Origin of the sequence: Massilia orientalis (assembly GCF_030411975.2) — a bacterium.
GTDB lineage: Bacteria > Pseudomonadota > Gammaproteobacteria > Burkholderiales > Burkholderiaceae_D > Telluria > Telluria orientalis.
In genome coordinates this window covers 156571-172967 of sequence record NZ_JASNRB020000012.1, presented here as the reverse complement: position 1 = coordinate 172967, position 16397 = coordinate 156571, and the positions used below count along the sequence as shown (strand labels likewise).

At 66.9% G+C, this 16397-nt stretch carries 14 protein-coding genes; 6 read left to right on the top strand and 8 right to left on the bottom strand.

Annotated elements, in window-relative coordinates; genetic code table 11:
• Nucleotides 1-12: 12 nt before the first annotated feature.
• The 6 genes from QPK29_RS19980 to QPK29_RS19955 form a co-directional block, all read right to left on the bottom strand.
• Nucleotides 13-891, bottom strand: coding sequence for an NmrA family NAD(P)-binding protein (locus tag QPK29_RS19980; protein WP_105378297.1), 879 nt, complete (start codon nucleotides 889-891; stop codon nucleotides 13-15).
• Between the two features lie 183 nt (nucleotides 892-1074).
• Entirely contained in the window at nucleotides 1075-1350 is a 276-nt protein-coding gene (locus QPK29_RS19975) for an Rrf2 family transcriptional regulator (RefSeq protein WP_219845308.1), read from the bottom strand.
• 783 nt (nucleotides 1351-2133) lie between these two features.
• The gene (locus QPK29_RS19970) at nucleotides 2134-2349 is read right to left on the bottom strand and encodes a hypothetical protein (RefSeq protein ID WP_371770852.1); all 216 of its coding nucleotides are present in this window, start codon (nucleotides 2347-2349) and stop codon (nucleotides 2134-2136) included.
• A gap of 71 nt (nucleotides 2350-2420) precedes the next feature.
• A complete protein-coding gene (locus QPK29_RS19965; protein ID WP_258848608.1) occupies nucleotides 2421-2789 on the bottom strand; it encodes a hypothetical protein in 369 nt (122 codons plus the stop codon).
• Between the two features lie 166 nt (nucleotides 2790-2955).
• Complete coding sequence (gene cphA / locus QPK29_RS19960; RefSeq protein WP_371770851.1) at nucleotides 2956-5526, bottom strand: cyanophycin synthetase; 2571 nt, start codon at nucleotides 5524-5526, stop codon at nucleotides 2956-2958.
• A gap of 54 nt (nucleotides 5527-5580) precedes the next feature.
• Nucleotides 5581-7758: a cyanophycin synthetase gene (locus tag QPK29_RS19955; RefSeq protein ID WP_371770850.1), complete on the bottom strand. Its 2178-nt coding sequence runs from the start codon at nucleotides 7756-7758 to the stop codon at nucleotides 5581-5583.
• A gap of 307 nt (nucleotides 7759-8065) precedes the next feature.
• On the opposite strand from QPK29_RS19955, the gene QPK29_RS19950 reads away from it, so the two are divergent.
• Nucleotides 8066-10354, top strand: a complete 2289-nt coding sequence (locus tag QPK29_RS19950; RefSeq protein WP_160410266.1) for a cyanophycin metabolism-associated ABC transporter — start codon at nucleotides 8066-8068, stop codon at nucleotides 10352-10354.
• A gap of 3 nt (nucleotides 10355-10357) precedes the next feature.
• Nucleotides 10358-10825, top strand: a complete 468-nt coding sequence (locus QPK29_RS19945; RefSeq protein ID WP_056136659.1) for a cyanophycin metabolism-associated DUF1854 family protein — start codon at nucleotides 10358-10360, stop codon at nucleotides 10823-10825.
• Between the two features lie 44 nt (nucleotides 10826-10869).
• Here QPK29_RS19945 and QPK29_RS19940 read toward each other — a convergent pair whose 3' ends face one another.
• Nucleotides 10870-11040: a hypothetical protein gene (locus QPK29_RS19940; protein ID WP_371770849.1), complete on the bottom strand. Its 171-nt coding sequence runs from the start codon at nucleotides 11038-11040 to the stop codon at nucleotides 10870-10872.
• Between QPK29_RS19940 and QPK29_RS19935 the strand changes: the two genes are divergently transcribed.
• Nucleotides 11039-11158: a PEP-CTERM sorting domain-containing protein gene (locus QPK29_RS19935; protein WP_371770848.1), complete on the top strand. Its 120-nt coding sequence runs from the start codon at nucleotides 11039-11041 to the stop codon at nucleotides 11156-11158. The genes QPK29_RS19940 and QPK29_RS19935 overlap by 2 nt on opposite strands.
• A 6-nt stretch (nucleotides 11159-11164) precedes the next feature.
• Nucleotides 11165-12007: a sterol desaturase family protein gene (locus QPK29_RS19930; protein ID WP_371770847.1), complete on the top strand. Its 843-nt coding sequence runs from the start codon at nucleotides 11165-11167 to the stop codon at nucleotides 12005-12007.
• On the opposite strand, the gene QPK29_RS19925 is transcribed toward QPK29_RS19930, so the two are convergent.
• Complete coding sequence (locus QPK29_RS19925) at nucleotides 11952-13556, bottom strand: ABC-F family ATP-binding cassette domain-containing protein (RefSeq protein WP_371770846.1); 1605 nt, start codon at nucleotides 13554-13556, stop codon at nucleotides 11952-11954. The genes QPK29_RS19930 and QPK29_RS19925 overlap by 56 nt on opposite strands.
• A gap of 137 nt (nucleotides 13557-13693) precedes the next feature.
• Here QPK29_RS19925 and QPK29_RS19920 point away from each other — a divergent pair, with 137 nt between their 5' ends.
• Entirely contained in the window at nucleotides 13694-14947 is a 1254-nt protein-coding gene (locus QPK29_RS19920; protein ID WP_371770892.1) for a nucleotide disphospho-sugar-binding domain-containing protein, read from the top strand.
• Nucleotides 14948-14974: 27 nt separating this feature from the next.
• A complete protein-coding gene (locus QPK29_RS19915; RefSeq protein WP_371770845.1) occupies nucleotides 14975-16054 on the top strand; it encodes an SDR family oxidoreductase in 1080 nt (359 codons plus the stop codon).
• The last annotated feature ends 343 nt before the right edge of the window (nucleotides 16055-16397 follow it).

Genomic DNA, 16397 nt, shown 5'->3' with positions numbered 1-16397 from the left:
GGCCGTCTGTGCTCAGCCGAATGCGGCGCGGTGCTTGTCCACGAACGCCTGTACCGTCATCGGAGGCGTTCCGGTGAGACGCTCGATGACCTGGTCGGTGCCTTCGAACACGCCGTTGCTGCAATCGATGCCCACTTCCACGAGGTGCTGGATGAGGTAAGGCCACAGCCCGCTTGCAGCGAGACGTTCGCGGTAGTCATCGATGGAAATCGGTTGGTAGCGCACGGTCTTGCCGAGCGCTTCCGAGACCGCGGCGGCAATACCGTGTTCGTCCATCTCGACCGGGCCATTCAGCACATGGGTCTTGCCGATGTGCTGCGCCGGATCGGCGAGGATGGCGGCGATCGTGCGGCCCTGGTCCTCGGCCGCAATGGGCGCGTGGCGGCCATCGCCGAAAGGCAGCTTGATCGCGCCTTCCTCGCGGATTCCGGCGCGCACGTGCGGATACAGCAGCCATTGCGCGAAATAGGTGGGACGCACGTGTACCGTCGGCACGTCCGACCAGTCCAGAATGCGTTCGCCGATCCAGTGATTGCGTGCGGCGTTGCTGGCTGCGTCGCGGCGCGCGGAGATCTGCGACATGTTGACGACGACCGGAGTCCCGACTTCCTTGGCAGCCTGGGCGAAGTAGGCGGTGGCGTCCAGCAATCCCGGGCGCAGGGGATAGACGAAATAGGCGCCCGCAGCGCCGTCGAGCGCGGTTTTGACGCTGTCGATGTCGAGCAGGTCGCCCTGGACGATGTCCGCGCCGGCCTTGCGTAGCGCGTCGGAACGCTCGTCGAGAGTGTGGACGAAAGCGCGCACGCCCAGCCCCCGGTCGAGCAGGGAAAGGGCGGTATGGCGGCCGGTATCGCCAGTGGCGCCGGTAATCAGATAGGTTTTGGTGGTCATTGCAGCTCCTTGGATGCGCTCTAATTAAGATGTCGAGCGACATCTTAATTAGAAGCCCTGCACCGTAGCTGCGTCAAGGCGCCACCGGCGGCTGCCTTGAATGCTTCCGCGGTTTTTTTGAACGTTCTTCGGAGATTCGGCGTCGATCACCACTGACACCACACGACGGCCAGCGCCGACGCTTCAGTCCGGCGCGCCGTTGGCCGTGTGGATCTCGGTCAGCAGCGCAGCCAGCGTCTGCTGCCCCAGCGCCGCCTCGAACGCGACCTGGGCGTGATCGAGCATGCCCGTCATCGCGGGGCGGATCGCCACGCTGACCGGGCAGTCCGGCTGCAGCGGATAGGCGTGCGGGATCGCGGCCGGAGGCGCCTCGGCGGCGCGGTAGATATCGAGCAGGGTAATCGCCTCGGGAGGACGGGCCAGGGTGCACGCGCCGGTCTTGCCGCGCGTGGTCGTCACCAGGCCGCCGGTGCTTTCACCAACTGGCTGTCAACGATGCCCGCCGAAGGGGGGACCTCGTGTCGTTCACACATCCGGTCGAGCATTAGGGCCAGATCGTAGATCGTTCGCAACAAGAAGCGTCGCATCAGGCGTCTGAACCAGTAACACACCGCCTGGTAGGGAGGAAATCATTGGGCAGCGTGCGTCATTTGCAGCCCGATCTCACCAGGTAACGCAGCGCATTGATCACCTCGCGAAGCGATGTTTTTCGTGGGTCCCCGGTACGGGCCGGAGGAATGCTGGGAGCCGTAACTTGAGCAGCCGAACTCTCTCCTAAATCGAGTAAACAGTATAAATCATTTGCCTCGTTGACTCGACTCTATCGCGCGAAGAAAGTGGCCCATATTGCGCTTGCAGTGACAAGAAGCGTCGCGAGAATCAACGAATTGCCGCGCTTCATCGGCGTAGCATCCGGCGTAGGTTTCCCTGATTATCCCGGTTTCTCAGTCGAGAACACACCCATGCATCATCGGGGTGTGCTTTTCGGTCGCGAGGCGTTTGGCCGCGTCGGCGTTGATTTCGCGTGGAACGTTCATGTGGTCAAGATCGGGAACAGCGGGGCAGGGGGGGCGCCAAGTCCGAACTTTGCGGGGAGAGCGGATCGTACGGTTTTGCGACGTTTGTGGGGATACGGCCCACGGTGTGCACGGCTGGGCGACAGCGTGCTGGTGACGGAATGAAATCCAGGAAGCGAACGGGGCGTGAACACGGTCAGACTTGGCGCCCCGCAGAACCGTTTGTTCAGGTCGGCATGTTTCTTCTCCGGGCGCCCGGTACCGCCAACACCCTGAGCGCCGTCTCCAGCTGCACGCGCCGGTACTCCATCGCCCTTGCCGCCGCATGCACACCCCGCGCTCGCAACGCATCCTGCACGTTCTCGGCCGTCCAGCGGTCGATTCGCCGTTCACCCAGCATTTTCTTCAGCAAACCCTGGTCGTCGATCCATCGATAAGTCATGACGTCCTCCTTGTGGTTGAGGACCTCAGTTTCTCGTCAATTGCACCAGGGTAATTTACTGAGCATCAAGCTCAGGACAGCCGCGCGTGATTGAGGATGAGCCAGGCCACCGTGATGACGACCATGCCGGTAAAGGTCACGCACGACCAAGTAAAGAACCAGGCGGACACGATCCCGGCCTGCAGCACCTTTTCGAACAGGATGCCGAGCGCGAAATCGAACGCGGTGAGAAAGGACCAGCGCCGCAGGTAGACGGGCAGGTAGCGGCTCATCTTGCGGTTGTGCTGGCGCGCGGCATGCCGTTCGATGCGGTCGCGCGCGGCGCTGACGTCGCGGAACAGCCAGTCGAAGAACAGGAAGCGGTACAGGAGGCGCCGGAACGGCATCTCGGGGGCCGGGTCGTTGTCGGCAACGGGGTGGGATTGCTTGTCGATCGTCATGGTTGCACCGCTCGCTCGAATTCTCACTCATGGTATGCCAGATGCCGCGTCTAGCCACGTTCGTTTCCTAACGTAGCGTGCGCGGCGTCCGACGTTTCTGCGCGGCACCAACAAAAAGCAAAACGGGCGCACGCGGCGCCCGTTCAGCAACAACACGACAAAGACCTTAGCCTTCCTTGACCCGCTTGGCGATGTGCGCCAGCGCCTCGTCCACCTGGTCGATCAGGATCAGCGCCAGGTCGCCCGGCTGCAGGCGTTCGAGCGCCTTGTCGATGGCGACGAACTCGCCCTTGATCTCGTCGATGTGCGTCGTCCGGGGCGCGCCGGCGAGGCCCTCGCGCAGCAGGCCGACGACTTCGCCCTCGAGGCGGCCGCGCTGGCACTGGTCTTCGTACAGCAGCACGTCGTCGAACGCTCTGCCCAGGATGCGGGTCTGGTCGCGGATGTCCTCGTCGCGGCGGTCGCCCGCGCCGGAGATCACCACCGCGCGGCGCTTGGCCGGCATCGATTCGACGGCGTTCACGAGGGCCTGGATCGCGTCCGGGTTGTGGCCGTAGTCGGCGATGACGGTGGCGCCGCGGTAGTCGAACACGTTGAAGCGGCCCGGGGCATTGTCACTTTCGCCGACGAACGTCTTGAGGCCGACGCGGATCGCATCCCACGAGATGTTCACGGCCCAGGCGGCGGCCACGGCGGCCATCACGTTCTCGACCTGGAAGCCGATCACGCCGCCGCGGGTGATGGGCACGTCAAGCAGCGGCACGCGTTCTTCGTTCTTGCCCTGCGCCGCGACGAGGTGGCCCTTGTCGACGTAGACGATGCGGCGGCCCTGCGCGCGGTGCTTCTGCATGACGGGCAGCGAGGCGTCCGCGGCGAAGTAGGTGATGTCGCCCTTCGTGTTCTCGGCCATGCCCGCGACGATCGGGTCGGCCGCGTTCAGCACGGCCATGCCGTTCGGCGCGACGTTCTGGACGATCACGCGCTTCAGGACCGCGAGGTCTTCCAGGGTGGTGATGAAGTTCAGGCCCAGGTGGTCGCCGGAGCCGATGTTCGTGACCACGCCGACCTGGCAGCGGTCGTACGCGAGACCCTCGCGCAGGATGCCGCCGCGGGCCGTCTCGAACACGGCCGCGTCGACGTCCGGATGCAGCAGCACGTTGCGCGCGCTGCGCGGACCGCTGCAGTCGCCGCTGTCGATGCGGCGGCCCTGGATGTACACGCCGTCCGTGTTCGTCATGCCGGTGCGCAGGCCCGAGCTCGCGAGGAGGTGCGCGATCAGGCGCACGGTCGTCGTCTTGCCGTTCGTGCCCGTCACGGCGACGACCGGGATGCGGCCGTCGTCGCCCGGACCGTACAGCGTGTCCATGATGGCTTCGCCGACGGCGCGGCCCTTGCCGAACGACGGCGAGATGTGCATGCGCAGGCCCGGCGCGGCGTTCACTTCGACGATGCCGCCGCCCTGGTCCTCGATGGGTTTCAGCACGCTGTCGCACACGAGGTCGACGCCGCAGATGTCCAGGCCGACCATGTGTGCGGCCGCGATGGCGCGCGCCGCCACTTCCGGATGCACGTCGTCCGTGACGTCCGTCGCCGAGCCGCCCGTCGACAGGTTGGCGTTGTTGCGCAGGGTGACGCGCTGGCCCTTCGGCGGGACCGATTCCGCGTCATAGCCCTGCTTCGCCAGCGAGCCGAGGGCGATGTCGTCGAAGCGGATCTTGGTGAGCGACGTCGCGTGGCCGTCGCCGCGGCGCGGGTCCTTGTTGACGATGTCGACGAGCTGGCGCACGGTGTGCACGCCATCGCCCACCACGTGCGGCGGGTCGCGGCGCGCGGCGGCGACGAGCTTGTTGCCGACGACGAGCAGGCGGTAGTCATGGCCCGGCAGGTATTTTTCGACCATGATCTCGTCGCGGAACTCGGACGCGGCGGCAAAGCCCTTGTCGAGCTGCGCGCGCGTGGTGACGTTCACGGTCACGCCCTTGCCCTGGTTGCCGTCCTTCGGCTTGATCACGACCGGCAGGCCGATTTCCTGCGCGGCGGCCCACGCGTCGTCCGGATCGCTCACGCTGCGGCCCAGCGGCACAGGCACGCCGGCCGCGTTCAGCAGGGTCTTGGTCAGTTCTTTATCTTGCGCGATGGATTCCGCGATGGCACCCGTGGCGTCGATCTCGGCGGCCTGGATGCGGCGCTGGCGGCTGCCCCAGCCGAATTGCACGAGGCTGCCCTCGGTCAGGCGGCGGTACGGGATGCCGCGCGCGACGGCGGCGTGCACGATCGAACCCGTCGACGGGCCGAGGCGCACGTCCTCGTCCAGGTCGCGCAGCTGCTTCAGGGCCGCATCGAGGTCGAATGGCTGGTCGTTGCGGGCGGCGGCGCACAGCTGTTCCGCCAGTTCCATCGCGAGGCGGCCCACGTCTTCTTCGCTGTACTCGACGACGACCTGGTAAATGCCGCGCTCCAGCGTGGCGGTGGTGCGGCTGAACGTGACGGGGCAGCCGGCCTGCGCCTGCAGGGCCAGCGCGGCGACTTCCAGCACCTGGGCCAGCGGGATCGTGTCGTCATGGCCGGTCGGCTGCAGCGGCCAGATTTCCGGGAACAGGGCGCGCAGGCGCGTCTCGAAGCCGGGCAGGGCGCCGATCGATTCCTCTTCCGGCAAGCAGGCGACGATCGCCTCGATCGACGTGTGGTGGCTCCAGAGGTTGGGACCGCGCAGGGCGCGTACGCGTGATACTTCCATAAGTCTTTCCTTTAGGGTCTTGCGGCATCGGCCCGGTCAATGCCGGGCTCGTCATCAGGCCTTTTTCTTTTTGCCGGCCGGGTCGAACGTGCGCAGGCCGGCGCAGATCAGGTCCGTCGGCACGTCCAGCGCCCAGCCGGCCAGCGCGGCCGCGAGCAGGGCATTCGGCTGCGCGGCGGTGGCGGGCTTCACTTTGTCGATGCCCAGCAGCGGCATTTCCTCGCTGCCCTGGGCCAGGACGATGTGGTGGTTGCGCACGAATGCGACGCGGCCGCCGCCCGCGCGGTGCGCGGCCAGGGTGGTGTTGGCTTCGTCCGGCGCGTAGTACAGCACGGCGCCGTCGGACAGTTCGGCCAGCGCGGCCACGCGTTCATCGGCCGCGTTCAGCACGGCCGCGCCATCGGACAGCACGACGTCGACCTGGCTGCGTACGACGTTGTAGAGCGCATCGTCGTCGCGCACGTACAGGTCGGCCACGTCGGCCACGTCGCCCATGTCGGTCACGATGCCGACGAGGCAGCGGTCGTACGGCAGGCCCTCGGTCAGGATCGTGCGCGCGTTCGATTCGAACACGGCGGCCTGCACGGTGCGGTTGATCAGCAGGCGCTGGCCGGCGTCGAAGCGGGTGCCGTCCTGCGCCGTGACCTGGCGGCCGTCGAGGAACAGGCCCTCGCGGTTGGCCACGCCCACGTGCTTGCCGGCCAGGTTCAGCACGGTGCCGACGAGGCGCGCGGCGAGTGCGGCGTCCGTGGTGCCCGTGACGCCCACGAGCGGAATGCGGCCCGTCTCGCCCTCGGCAAACAGGTGCTCGACGATGGCCTTGCCCACGTTGCGCGGCTCGCCCTGGGCGGGCTTGATGTGCGCGAGCAGGCCGGGGCTGGAATTGACTTCGATGATGGCGCCGCGCTGTTCTTCCAGCGGACGCGAGATGTCCTCGCACACGAGGTCGATGCCGGCGATGTCCAGGCCCACGACGCGCGCGGCCAGCGCGGCCACGTGCGCGACTTCCGGGTGGACCTCGTCCGTGACGTCGTCGGCCACGTTGCCGTTCAACTGGATCAGCACTTTCTGGCCCGCCTGCGGGACCGAATCCGGCGTGAGGCCCTGGCGTTTCAGGTCCAGCATGACTTCATCGCTTTCGGCCGGCACGACGGGGCTGAGCGGGAATTCTTCGGAATTGCCGCGGCGCGGGTCGATGTTGATCTGGCTGTCGCACAGCTGGGTGACGGTGGAGGTGCCGTCGCCGACGACCCACAGCGATTCGCCTTTGGCGGCGGCGACGACTTTCGAACCGACGACGAGCAGGCGGTGTTCGTTGCCGGGAATGAAGCGCTCGACGAGGACGGCGCTGGAATCGCCTTCTTCGGCCGCGATGGCGTAGGCGGCATGCACGTCCGCTTCCGACATCAGGTTCAGCGACACGCCGCGGCCATGGTTGCCGTCGACGGGTTTGATGGCGACGGGCAGGCCGATGTCCTGCGCTTCTTCCCACGCCGCTGCCGCGCTGCGAACCACCGACCCCTCGGGGACTGGCACGCCGCAGGAGGCGAGCAGGGTCTTGGTGAGGTCCTTGTCGCTGGCGATGGATTCGCCGATGGCGCTCGTACGGTCCGTCTCGGCCGTCCAGATGCGGCGCTGCGCGCTGCCGTGGCCCAGCTGCACGAGGTTGCCTTCGGTCAGGCGGATAGAGGGGATGCGGCGGTCGGTGGCGGCGTCGACGATGTGGCCGGTCGACGGACCCAGGCAGTAGCGGTCGACCAGTTCCGTCAGCTCATCGACCTTGGCCTGCAGGTCGAACGGGGTGTCGTTGATGGCGGACATCAAGAGCGCGTGGCCGGCTTGCAGGGCGGCACGGCCGACGGTCTCGTCGCGTGTGCGGAATGCCATTTTATAAATGCCGTGGTCGGCGGTGGAGCGGGTCTTGCCGAAACCGGTCTTCATGCCGGCCAGGTTCTGCAATTCGAGGACAATGTGTTCGAGAATGTGACCGGACCAGGTGCCGTCGCGCAGGCGCTCCAGGAAGCCGCCCCGTTCGCCGACGCCGCAGCGGTGTTCGATCAGGCCCGGCAGCCAGGCGGTGAGGCGTTCATACAGGCCGGGAAGTTTATTCGAAGGACATTCTTCGAGTTCGCCGATGTCGAGCCACGTTTCGATGACAGGGCGGTAGGTCCAGATGTTCGGTCCACGCAGGTGGTTTACACGAAGAATTGCAATGTCTTTCTTATTTGTCATGAAAATATCCAGCCACGCGACGACCGCTCTCTCATCGCGTGGCATTGCCTAAGTTTGCACATCGATGGCCAAAGACGCTGCCGGATCGCGGCCCCGTCTTCCTCTCTTTCCATAATGCACATGTTGTATACTTGCCGGAACGAAGCTTACCGTGCCGAACCGATTTCTGCCACTCTGGCCCCTCCGATAGAATACCGTACACGCCGAAGCGCCGCGTTTCGGAAGGTGCGCGTGTCAACGGCAACACCGCCCTCAACGTTCCATCGTACAGATCAGAACCAAAACTCGCCTTTGCCGGCGGCATCACATGACAACTCAACAACTTGTTCCCTCCGGTCCGCAGGCGTCGACCGCCGGTTTCCTGCCTGAGCACTGGCAGGCGGACGTCGCGAAGAAGCTTGCGCCAGGGGAAAACGTTTTAAACAGCGTCGAGGTTGACCTCGATGCGAAATTACGTTTCACCAAAGGTATTCTTGTCGTCACGAATTACCGCCTGCTGACCCGCGCGCCCGGCGACACGATGTGGCGCGACTGGCCGTATCGTGCCGGTTTGACAATGCGCCACCACGACCATGCGGGCGTCGGCCACCTCGAACTCGTCGACCAGAACGGCCTGCTGGCTGCCTGGCGCTTTACCTTGGGCCAGAACCTGCAAGCCATCCGCGTCGTCGACCAGTTCGAGGACCAGGTCGAAAGCCACGTCAGCGGCGTCGCCGTGCAAGCGCCCGAGCAACATACTTGCCCGAGTTGCAAGGCGCCGCTGGAACCGGACCAGGAAGACTGCCCGATCTGCACCAAGGTGCTGCATACGCCGCCGTCGACCTGGACCCTGTTCCGCCTGTGGCGCTTCGCCCGGCCATACAAGGGTCAATTGCTCCTCGGATTCTTGCTTATGTTGGCAAGTACCGGCGCACACATGATTCCGCCGTATCTGACGATGCCGCTGATGGACAATGTGCTGATCCCTTACCAGAACGGCAAGCACATCGACACGCACCTCGTCTACATGTACATGGGCGGCCTGTTCGCATCGAGCATGCTGGCCTGGGCGCTGGGCTGGGGCCGCACGTACATCCTCGCCCTCGTGTCCGAGCGGATGGGCGCCGACATGCGTTCCGAGACCTATGAACACCTGCTGAGATTGTCGCTGGAATTCTTCGGCGGCAAGCGCACGGGCGACCTCATGTCGCGCATCGGCAGCGGCTCGGACCGCATCTGCGTGTTCCTGTCGCTGCACCTGCTGGACTTCCTGTCCGACGTCCTCATGATCATCATGACGGGCGTGATCCTGTTCAGCATCAATGCCAAGCTGGCCCTGATCACGCTGGTGCCGCTGCCGTTCATCGCGTGGATGATCCACGTCGTACGCGACAAGCTGCGCACGGGCTTCGAAAAGATCGACCGCGTGTGGGGCGAGGTCACGAACGTGCTGGCGGACACGATCCCCGGCATCCGCGTCGTGAAGGCGTTCGCGCAGGAGCACCGCGAGGCGTCGCGCTTCCGCGAGGCCAATAAACACAACCTGGCCGTCAACGACAAATTGAACAAGGTGTGGTCGCTGTTCTCACCGACCGTGTCGCTGCTGACGGAACTGGGCCTGCTCATCATCTGGTGCTTCGGCATCTGGCAGGTCAGCCAGCAGGAGATCACCGTCGGCGTGCTGTCGGCGTTCATCGCGTACAGCGGCCGCTTCTACGTCCGTCTCGATTCGATGAGCCGCATCGTGTCCGTCACGCAGAAATCCGCGTCGGCCGCGAAGCGCATCTTCGACATCCTCGACCACGTGTCGAGCGTTCCCGACCCCGTCAATCCGGTCAAGCTGGACAAGGTCGAGGGCAATATCGCGCTGCGCGAAGTGGGCTTCCGCTACGGCAACCGCGCCGTCAACCGCGGCATTTCGCTGAACATCAAGGCCGGCGAGATGGTGGGCCTCGTGGGCCACTCCGGCTCGGGCAAGAGCACCCTGGTCAACCTGATCTGCCGCTTCTACGACGTGGCGGAAGGCGCGATCCTGCTGGACGGCCGCGACATCCGCAGCTTTGCCGTCGCGGACTACCGCCGCCACATCGGCCTCGTGCTGCAGGAGCCGTTCCTGTTCTTCGGCACCATCGCGGACAACATCGCCTACGGCAAGCCGGATGCGACGCGCGAAGAGATCATCGCCGCCGCCCGCGCCGCGCACGCCCACGAATTCATCCTGCGCCTGCCGCAGGGGTATGACTCGATGGTCGGGGAGCGGGGCCAGGGCCTGTCCGGCGGCGAGCGCCAGCGCATCTCGATCGCCCGCGCGCTGCTGATCGACCCGCCGATCCTGATCATGGACGAAGCGACGTCGTCCGTCGACTCGGAAACGGAAAAGGAAATCCAGAAGGCGCTGGACAATCTCGTGCAGGGCCGCACGACGATCGCCATCGCGCACCGCCTGTCCACCTTGCACCGTGCCGACCGCCTCGTCGTGCTGGACCGCGGCCAGGTGGTGGAAGAGGGCAACCACGACGAACTGATGGCGCGCGAAGGCGCGTATTACCGCCTGTACGAAGCGCAGGCGCGCAACGTGGACCAGGATCCGGACGACGACGGCAGCAAGGACGACTGAACGATGAATGCAACTTTTCAATTGAGGCGCGACCCGTTCGGGAAGCTGGTCCTGACGAATGCCGAGGGCGAGGAATTCGTGGGCGTCACGCCCGTGCGCTCATTCCCCGTGCAGGCGCCGTCGAAAGGCATCTCGCTCGTGCGCGACGGCGGCAAGGAAGTCGCCTGGATCGACGACATCGACACGGTGCCGGCCGACATCCGCTCGCTCGTGACGGAAGAACTCGACGGCCGCGAATTCATGCCCGAGATTTTGTCGATCAAGGACGTGTCCAGCTTCGCCACGCCGTGCACGTGGACGGTGAAAACCGACCGTGGCGACACGGAATTCGTGCTCAAGGGCGAGGAAGACATTCGCCGGCTGGGGACGTATTCGCTGCTCATCGCGGACAGTCATGGGATTCACTTTCTCATCCGCGACATGTTTGGGATCGACAAGGGGAGCAGGAAGATTCTCGACAGGTTCCTCTAATCGCTGGGCCAGCGGGCCGGTTTCGACGGCGCCAACCTGAACAACTACTGGAAAGTCGGATTCGGCGACACCACCGTCAACGCGGGCGCGCTGTCCATCGACAACGGCGGCTTCAGCGGATGGAAGACGGCCAGCCTGACGTTCACGGCCACCAGCGCCAGCGAGGTGCTGTCCTTCCTGGCGGCGAGCAATTCGCCGGGCGCGCCGCCCTTCATGCTGCTCGATAACGTGTCGATGCAGGCTGCCGTGCCCGAACCGTCGACCCTGAGCCTGATGCTGGGCGGCGTGGGCCTCGCGGCGTTCCTGGCACGCCGCCGCCAGACGAAGGCCTGAGCGGCCATGCCCGCGTCCTTGCACGACTGGGCGGTGAGCGCGCTGCGGATGGGCGCCTGGCTGGTGCTGCTGATGGCCGTGTTCGTGCCGCTCGAGCGCTGGTTCGGCATGCGCGGCAACGGCTTGCCGCGGCGCGCGTGGCGTCACGACCTTGCGTACTACGTCATCAGCAGCCTGGTCCCGATCGTGGTGCTCGCGGTGCCGGCGGCGCTGCTGGCCGCCGCGGCGCAGCGCATCGTGCCGGCCGCGCTGACATCGACGGTGCAGGGATGGCCCACCCCCGTGCGGGTGGCGCTGGCCTTCATCGTCGGCGAAACAGGCTTCTACTGGGGACACCGGCTCAGCCATGAACTGCCGTGGTTATGGCGTTTCCACGCGCTGCACCACAGTACCGAGCGGATGCACTTTCTCGCGAATACCCGCTCGCATCCCGTCGACATGGTCGTGACGCGGCTGTTCGGCCTCGTGCCGTTGTACCTGCTCGGCCTGGCGACGCCCGGCGCCGCCGGCAGCGGCACCCCGCCGCTGATCCTGGTGCTCGGCACGTTCTGGGGATTCTTCATCCACGCCGACCTGCGCTGGCGCCTCGGGCCGCTGGAGCGGCTGGTGACGACGCCCGCGTTCCATCACTGGCACCATACCCGGCACGACCACGTCGACCGCAACTACGCGGCGACGCTGCCGATCCTCGACCGCCTGTTCGGCACCCATTACCTGCCGGCCCGCTGGCCGTCCGACTACGGCACCGATACGCCGCACGCGCCCACGCTGGCGGGACAGTTGATGGGTCCACTCACGCCGGGGCGCCGGCCAGCCACCCACCCGCCGTCCACTCGAGCCGGTGGGTGAGCGCCAGCGTGTCCAGGAAGCGCCCGTCGTGCGACACGACGACGAGCGCCCCCGGCCACGACCCCAGCATCGCTTCCAGCGCCTCCACGCTCGCGAGGTCGAGGTGGTTGGTCGGCTCGTCCAGCATCAATAGCTTCGGTGACGGCTCGCGCAGTACGGCCAGCAGCAGCGCGCCGCGCATGCGTTCGCCGCCGCTCAACTCGCCGCTGGGACGCAGGATGCGGTCCGGGCCCAGCCCCGCGAGCGCGAGCATCTGGCGCAGGCGGCCCGCGTCGTGTGTGCTTTTCAGTTGATCGAGCAGGCTGCGCGCCGGGTCGAGCATGGCCAGGTGCTGGTCCAGCAGCACGCCGGGCAGCCCGTGCACGCTGCCGGACAGCGGTGCGATCTCGCCGGCGATCGTGCGCAGCAAGGTGGACTTGCCGCAGCCGTTCGGCCCCGACATCGCGATGCGCGCCGCGCCCTGCACGCGCCAGTCAAGTGCCTGACGCGGACCGCGACGCGCGACGAGCGCGTCGAATGCGAGCGCCGTCTGCCCGGGCGGGATGTCGACGTCCAGCTGCGGAAAGGCCGGCTGCCGGTGCAACGCGTCGAAGGTCGCGAACGCGTCGGCCACGTCATCCTGTAACGCCTGCCGCGCGCGCGCGTGGCGCTCGAGCCGGGTGCCGTCCGTCTGCTCGGCGCGCTGGGGCAGGGCGTTCAGGACGATCTTCGGCATGCCGCCGTCCGCCTTCGCGCGCGCGCCGCGGGCGCTTCGGCGCGCGGCGCGCGAGGCCTGTTCCCGCATCTTTTGCTCGCCCTGGCGGCGCTCGACCTTCGTACGTTCCAGCTTCGCGCCGGCGGCCGCCAGTTCCGCGTCGCGCTGTTCGGCCACGAGCGACCACCCGCCGCCGTAGCGCCGCAAACCGCCCGCATGGACTTCCAGCGTGCGCTCGACGTGCTCCAGCAGATCGCGGTCGTGGCTGATGAGCAGCAGGCCACGGCCGGACTGGCGCCACGCGCGCATCTGGTCGAGCAGGAAGGCGCGGTTGCCAAGGTCGAGGTGGTTGCCCGGTTCATCCAGCACGAGCAGGTCGGCGTCCGAGCAAAAGGCGCCGATCAGCGCGAGCAGCGTGTGCTGGCCGCCGGACAATGCTTGCGGTTCGAGGTCCGCGTCGAGCCCGGCGCCGTCCAGCATCGCCTTCCAGCGCGCTTCCAGGTCCCAGCGGTCGCCGATGAGGTCGAAATCCTCGTCGCGTGCCTCGCCGTCCGCCAGCCGGTGCAGGGCGGCCAACGGCGCGTCGAGACCGGCGACTTCGGCCAGGGAGCGTGCGGACGTGGCCCCGGTCTGCTGCGCCACGTAACGGATGCGCCCCGGCCGTTCGATGCGGCCGGCGGCTGGCGGCATGTCGCCCGCGAGCACGCGCCCGAGCGTGGACTTGCCGCTGCCGTTATGGCCGATCAGGCCGACCGTTTCCGCTTGAAACGGCTCGTGCAGGTTCGTGAAGAGAATGCGCCCGTCGGGCAGGATGATGTCGACCCCGTGCAGGGCCGCGAAGTAGGGATGCGCCATGTGGAACTCCTGGATGCCAAGGAAAGCCGGAAGGGTTTCGAGGCCGTGGCAGTGCGAAAAGCATGCGAACGGCGGGCATTACAGGCGCATGGGTAGAATCTCCTGAAGACGAACCCATATTCTAGCAGGAGTGCCGCATCGAACCCCAACACTACGTCGTCGTCACGATCGGCTCGGCCGGCGACCTGTTCCCGTTTCTCGCGCTGGCGCTCGCCCTGCGTGCCCGCGGCCACCGCGTGAGCTTCCTCGCGCCCGAGCAGCACGGCCCGTGGGTACGGCCGACCGGCTTGCCGTTCACCGGCCTGCCCGCCGACGAAGCCGTGCTGCGCGATCCCGACCTGTGGCATCCCACGCGCGGCTTCGGCGTCGTGTGGCGCGCGACGCGGCCCGCGATGGCGCGCATCGTGCCCTTCGTCGCCGCGCTGCCGCAGGATGAATCCTGCGTGCTGCTCGTGCATCCGCTCGCGCTGCCCGAGGCCGACTTGTGCCGCGTGGTGCATCCTGGCGTGAGGATCGCCGCCGCCTACCTCGCGCCGGCGAACCTCATGACGGTACACGATCCGTTGCTGGTGGGCCCGTGGCGCGTGCCCGCGTGGGTGCCGCTGTCCGCGCGCCGGGCGTTCTGGCGCTGGGTGGGCAGGCGCTTCATCGATCCCGTCGCGCTGGCGGACGTGAACGCGGCGCGCACGCCGCACGGCCTGGCACCGGTGCCGTCGCTGATGGACTGGATCGCGTCCGTGCCCGACCTGTCGGTGACGCTGTTCCCCGCCTGGTTCGCGCCCACGCAGCCGGACTGGCCGCAACCGCTGGTGCGCGGCGATTTTCCCTTGTTCGATCCGCATGGCGATGCGTCGCTGGCGCCCGGCCTGACGGCGTTCCTGCAGGCCGGTGCACCGCCGCTCGTGTTCACGCACGGCACCGGCAACACGCAGGCAGCTGCATATTTTCGTGACGCCGCCGCAGCAGCCACGCGGCTGGGGCGGCGCGCGATCTTCCTCACGCCGCACCGCGAGCAGGTGCCGGCCGACCTGCCGCCATCGATGCTGTGGCAGGACTACGTGCCGCTGCGGGCACTGCTGCCGCAGGCGGCGGCGCTCGTCCACCACGGCGGCATCGGCACGACGGCGGAGGCGCTGCGCGCGGGGACGCCGCAACTCGTCGTGCCGCTGGCGCACGACCAGTTCGACAACGGCGCGCGCGTGACGGCGCTCGGCGTCGGCGCGAGCCTGCCGGCCGGGCGGCTGAACGAACGGCGGCTCGTGCGTGCGCTGGACGGTTTGCTGGCGGCGCCCGGCCTGGCGGCTCGGACGCGTGCGGTGGCGGCGCGCTTCCCGCCGGGCGGCGGCATCGACAAGGTGTGCGACGCGCTTTCCCTAAGCGGGCAAGAATAGCGGTTGCCATCGACAAGGAGAAGCGGCATGAAAAGAAGCGCACTCGTCGTGGGCGCCAGCGGGATCGGCGGCCATGCCACGGCACGGGAACTGCTGGCCCACGGCTGGACCGTGTACGGCCTCGCGCGCCGCCCGCCCGCCGACCTGCCGGGCCTGATCCCCGTGCCGGCCGACCTGATGGATCCGGAACGGCTCGGCGCAGCGCTCGCCACGGCATTTGGCGACGGAGGCCCGACGCACGTCTTCATCACGACGTGGATGCGCCAGGACAGCGAAGCGGAAAACATCCGCGTCAACGCCACGCTCGTGCGCAACCTGCTCGATGCCCTCAGCCGCCGCAAGACGCTGCGCCACGTGGCGCTGGTGACGGGCCTGAAGCACTACCTCGGCCCGTTCGAGGCGTACGCCAGTTCCGGTACCTTGCCCGACACGCCGCTGCGCGAATCGCAGCCGCGCCTGCCCCTCGATAATTTTTATTACGCGCAGGAAGACGAGGTCTACGCGGCGGCCGCCCGTGACCGCTTCACGTGGACCGTGCACCGGCCCCACACCGTCATCGGCATGGCGGTCGGCAATGCGATGAACCTGGGCACGACGCTGGCTGTGTACGCGTCGATCTGCAAGGCGACGGGCCGGCCGTTCCGCTTCCCCGGTTCGCGGGCGCAGTGGGAAGGCCTGTCCGACGTGACGGATGCGCGCATGCTCGCGCGGCAGCTGCGCTGGGCCGCCGACCACGACGCCGCGCGCAACGAGGCCTTCAACATCACGAACGGCGACTACTTCCGCTGGAGCTGGCTGTGGCGCCGGCTCGCGGCATGGTTCGGCGTCCAGGCCGCCGGTTTCGAGGGCGAGATGCGGCCGCTCGAAGCCGAGATGGCGAACGACCACGCCGTCTGGCGCGAGCTCGCCACGCGCCACAAGCTCGTCGAGGCGGACCTGAACCGGCTCGTGTCGCCGTGGCACACGGACCTCGACCTCGGCCGTCCCATCGAAGTGATGACGGACATGGCGAACAGCCGCCGCCTCGGCTTTGCCGCGTGGCAGTCGACCGAGGATTCGTTCTACGACCTGTTTGCCGAGTTGCGGGCGCGGATGCTGATCCCCTAGCCGATCCGTCGTTCCCGCGAAGGCGCACTGCTGTCCGGAATAATTTTTACCGTCGAAAATAGGCCCGCCATAGGGAAATACCGTCGTTCCCGCGAAAGCGGGAACCCATGCTGACTGCTCGAAGTCGACTCTTTGTAGCCAACGAGGTGGAAATGAAGAACGTAGTTAGCATACTCAGTATGGATTCCCGCTTGCGCGGGAATGACGATGCTATTTCTGACGGTTTTTGAAAACAATATTCCGGACACTAGTGCGCGAAGGCGAGAACCTGAGTTTTGTGCACACCGACTACGTGTAACGGTAGCGGCATGCGGGCAATTGGGTTCCCGGCAAGGGGACGCCT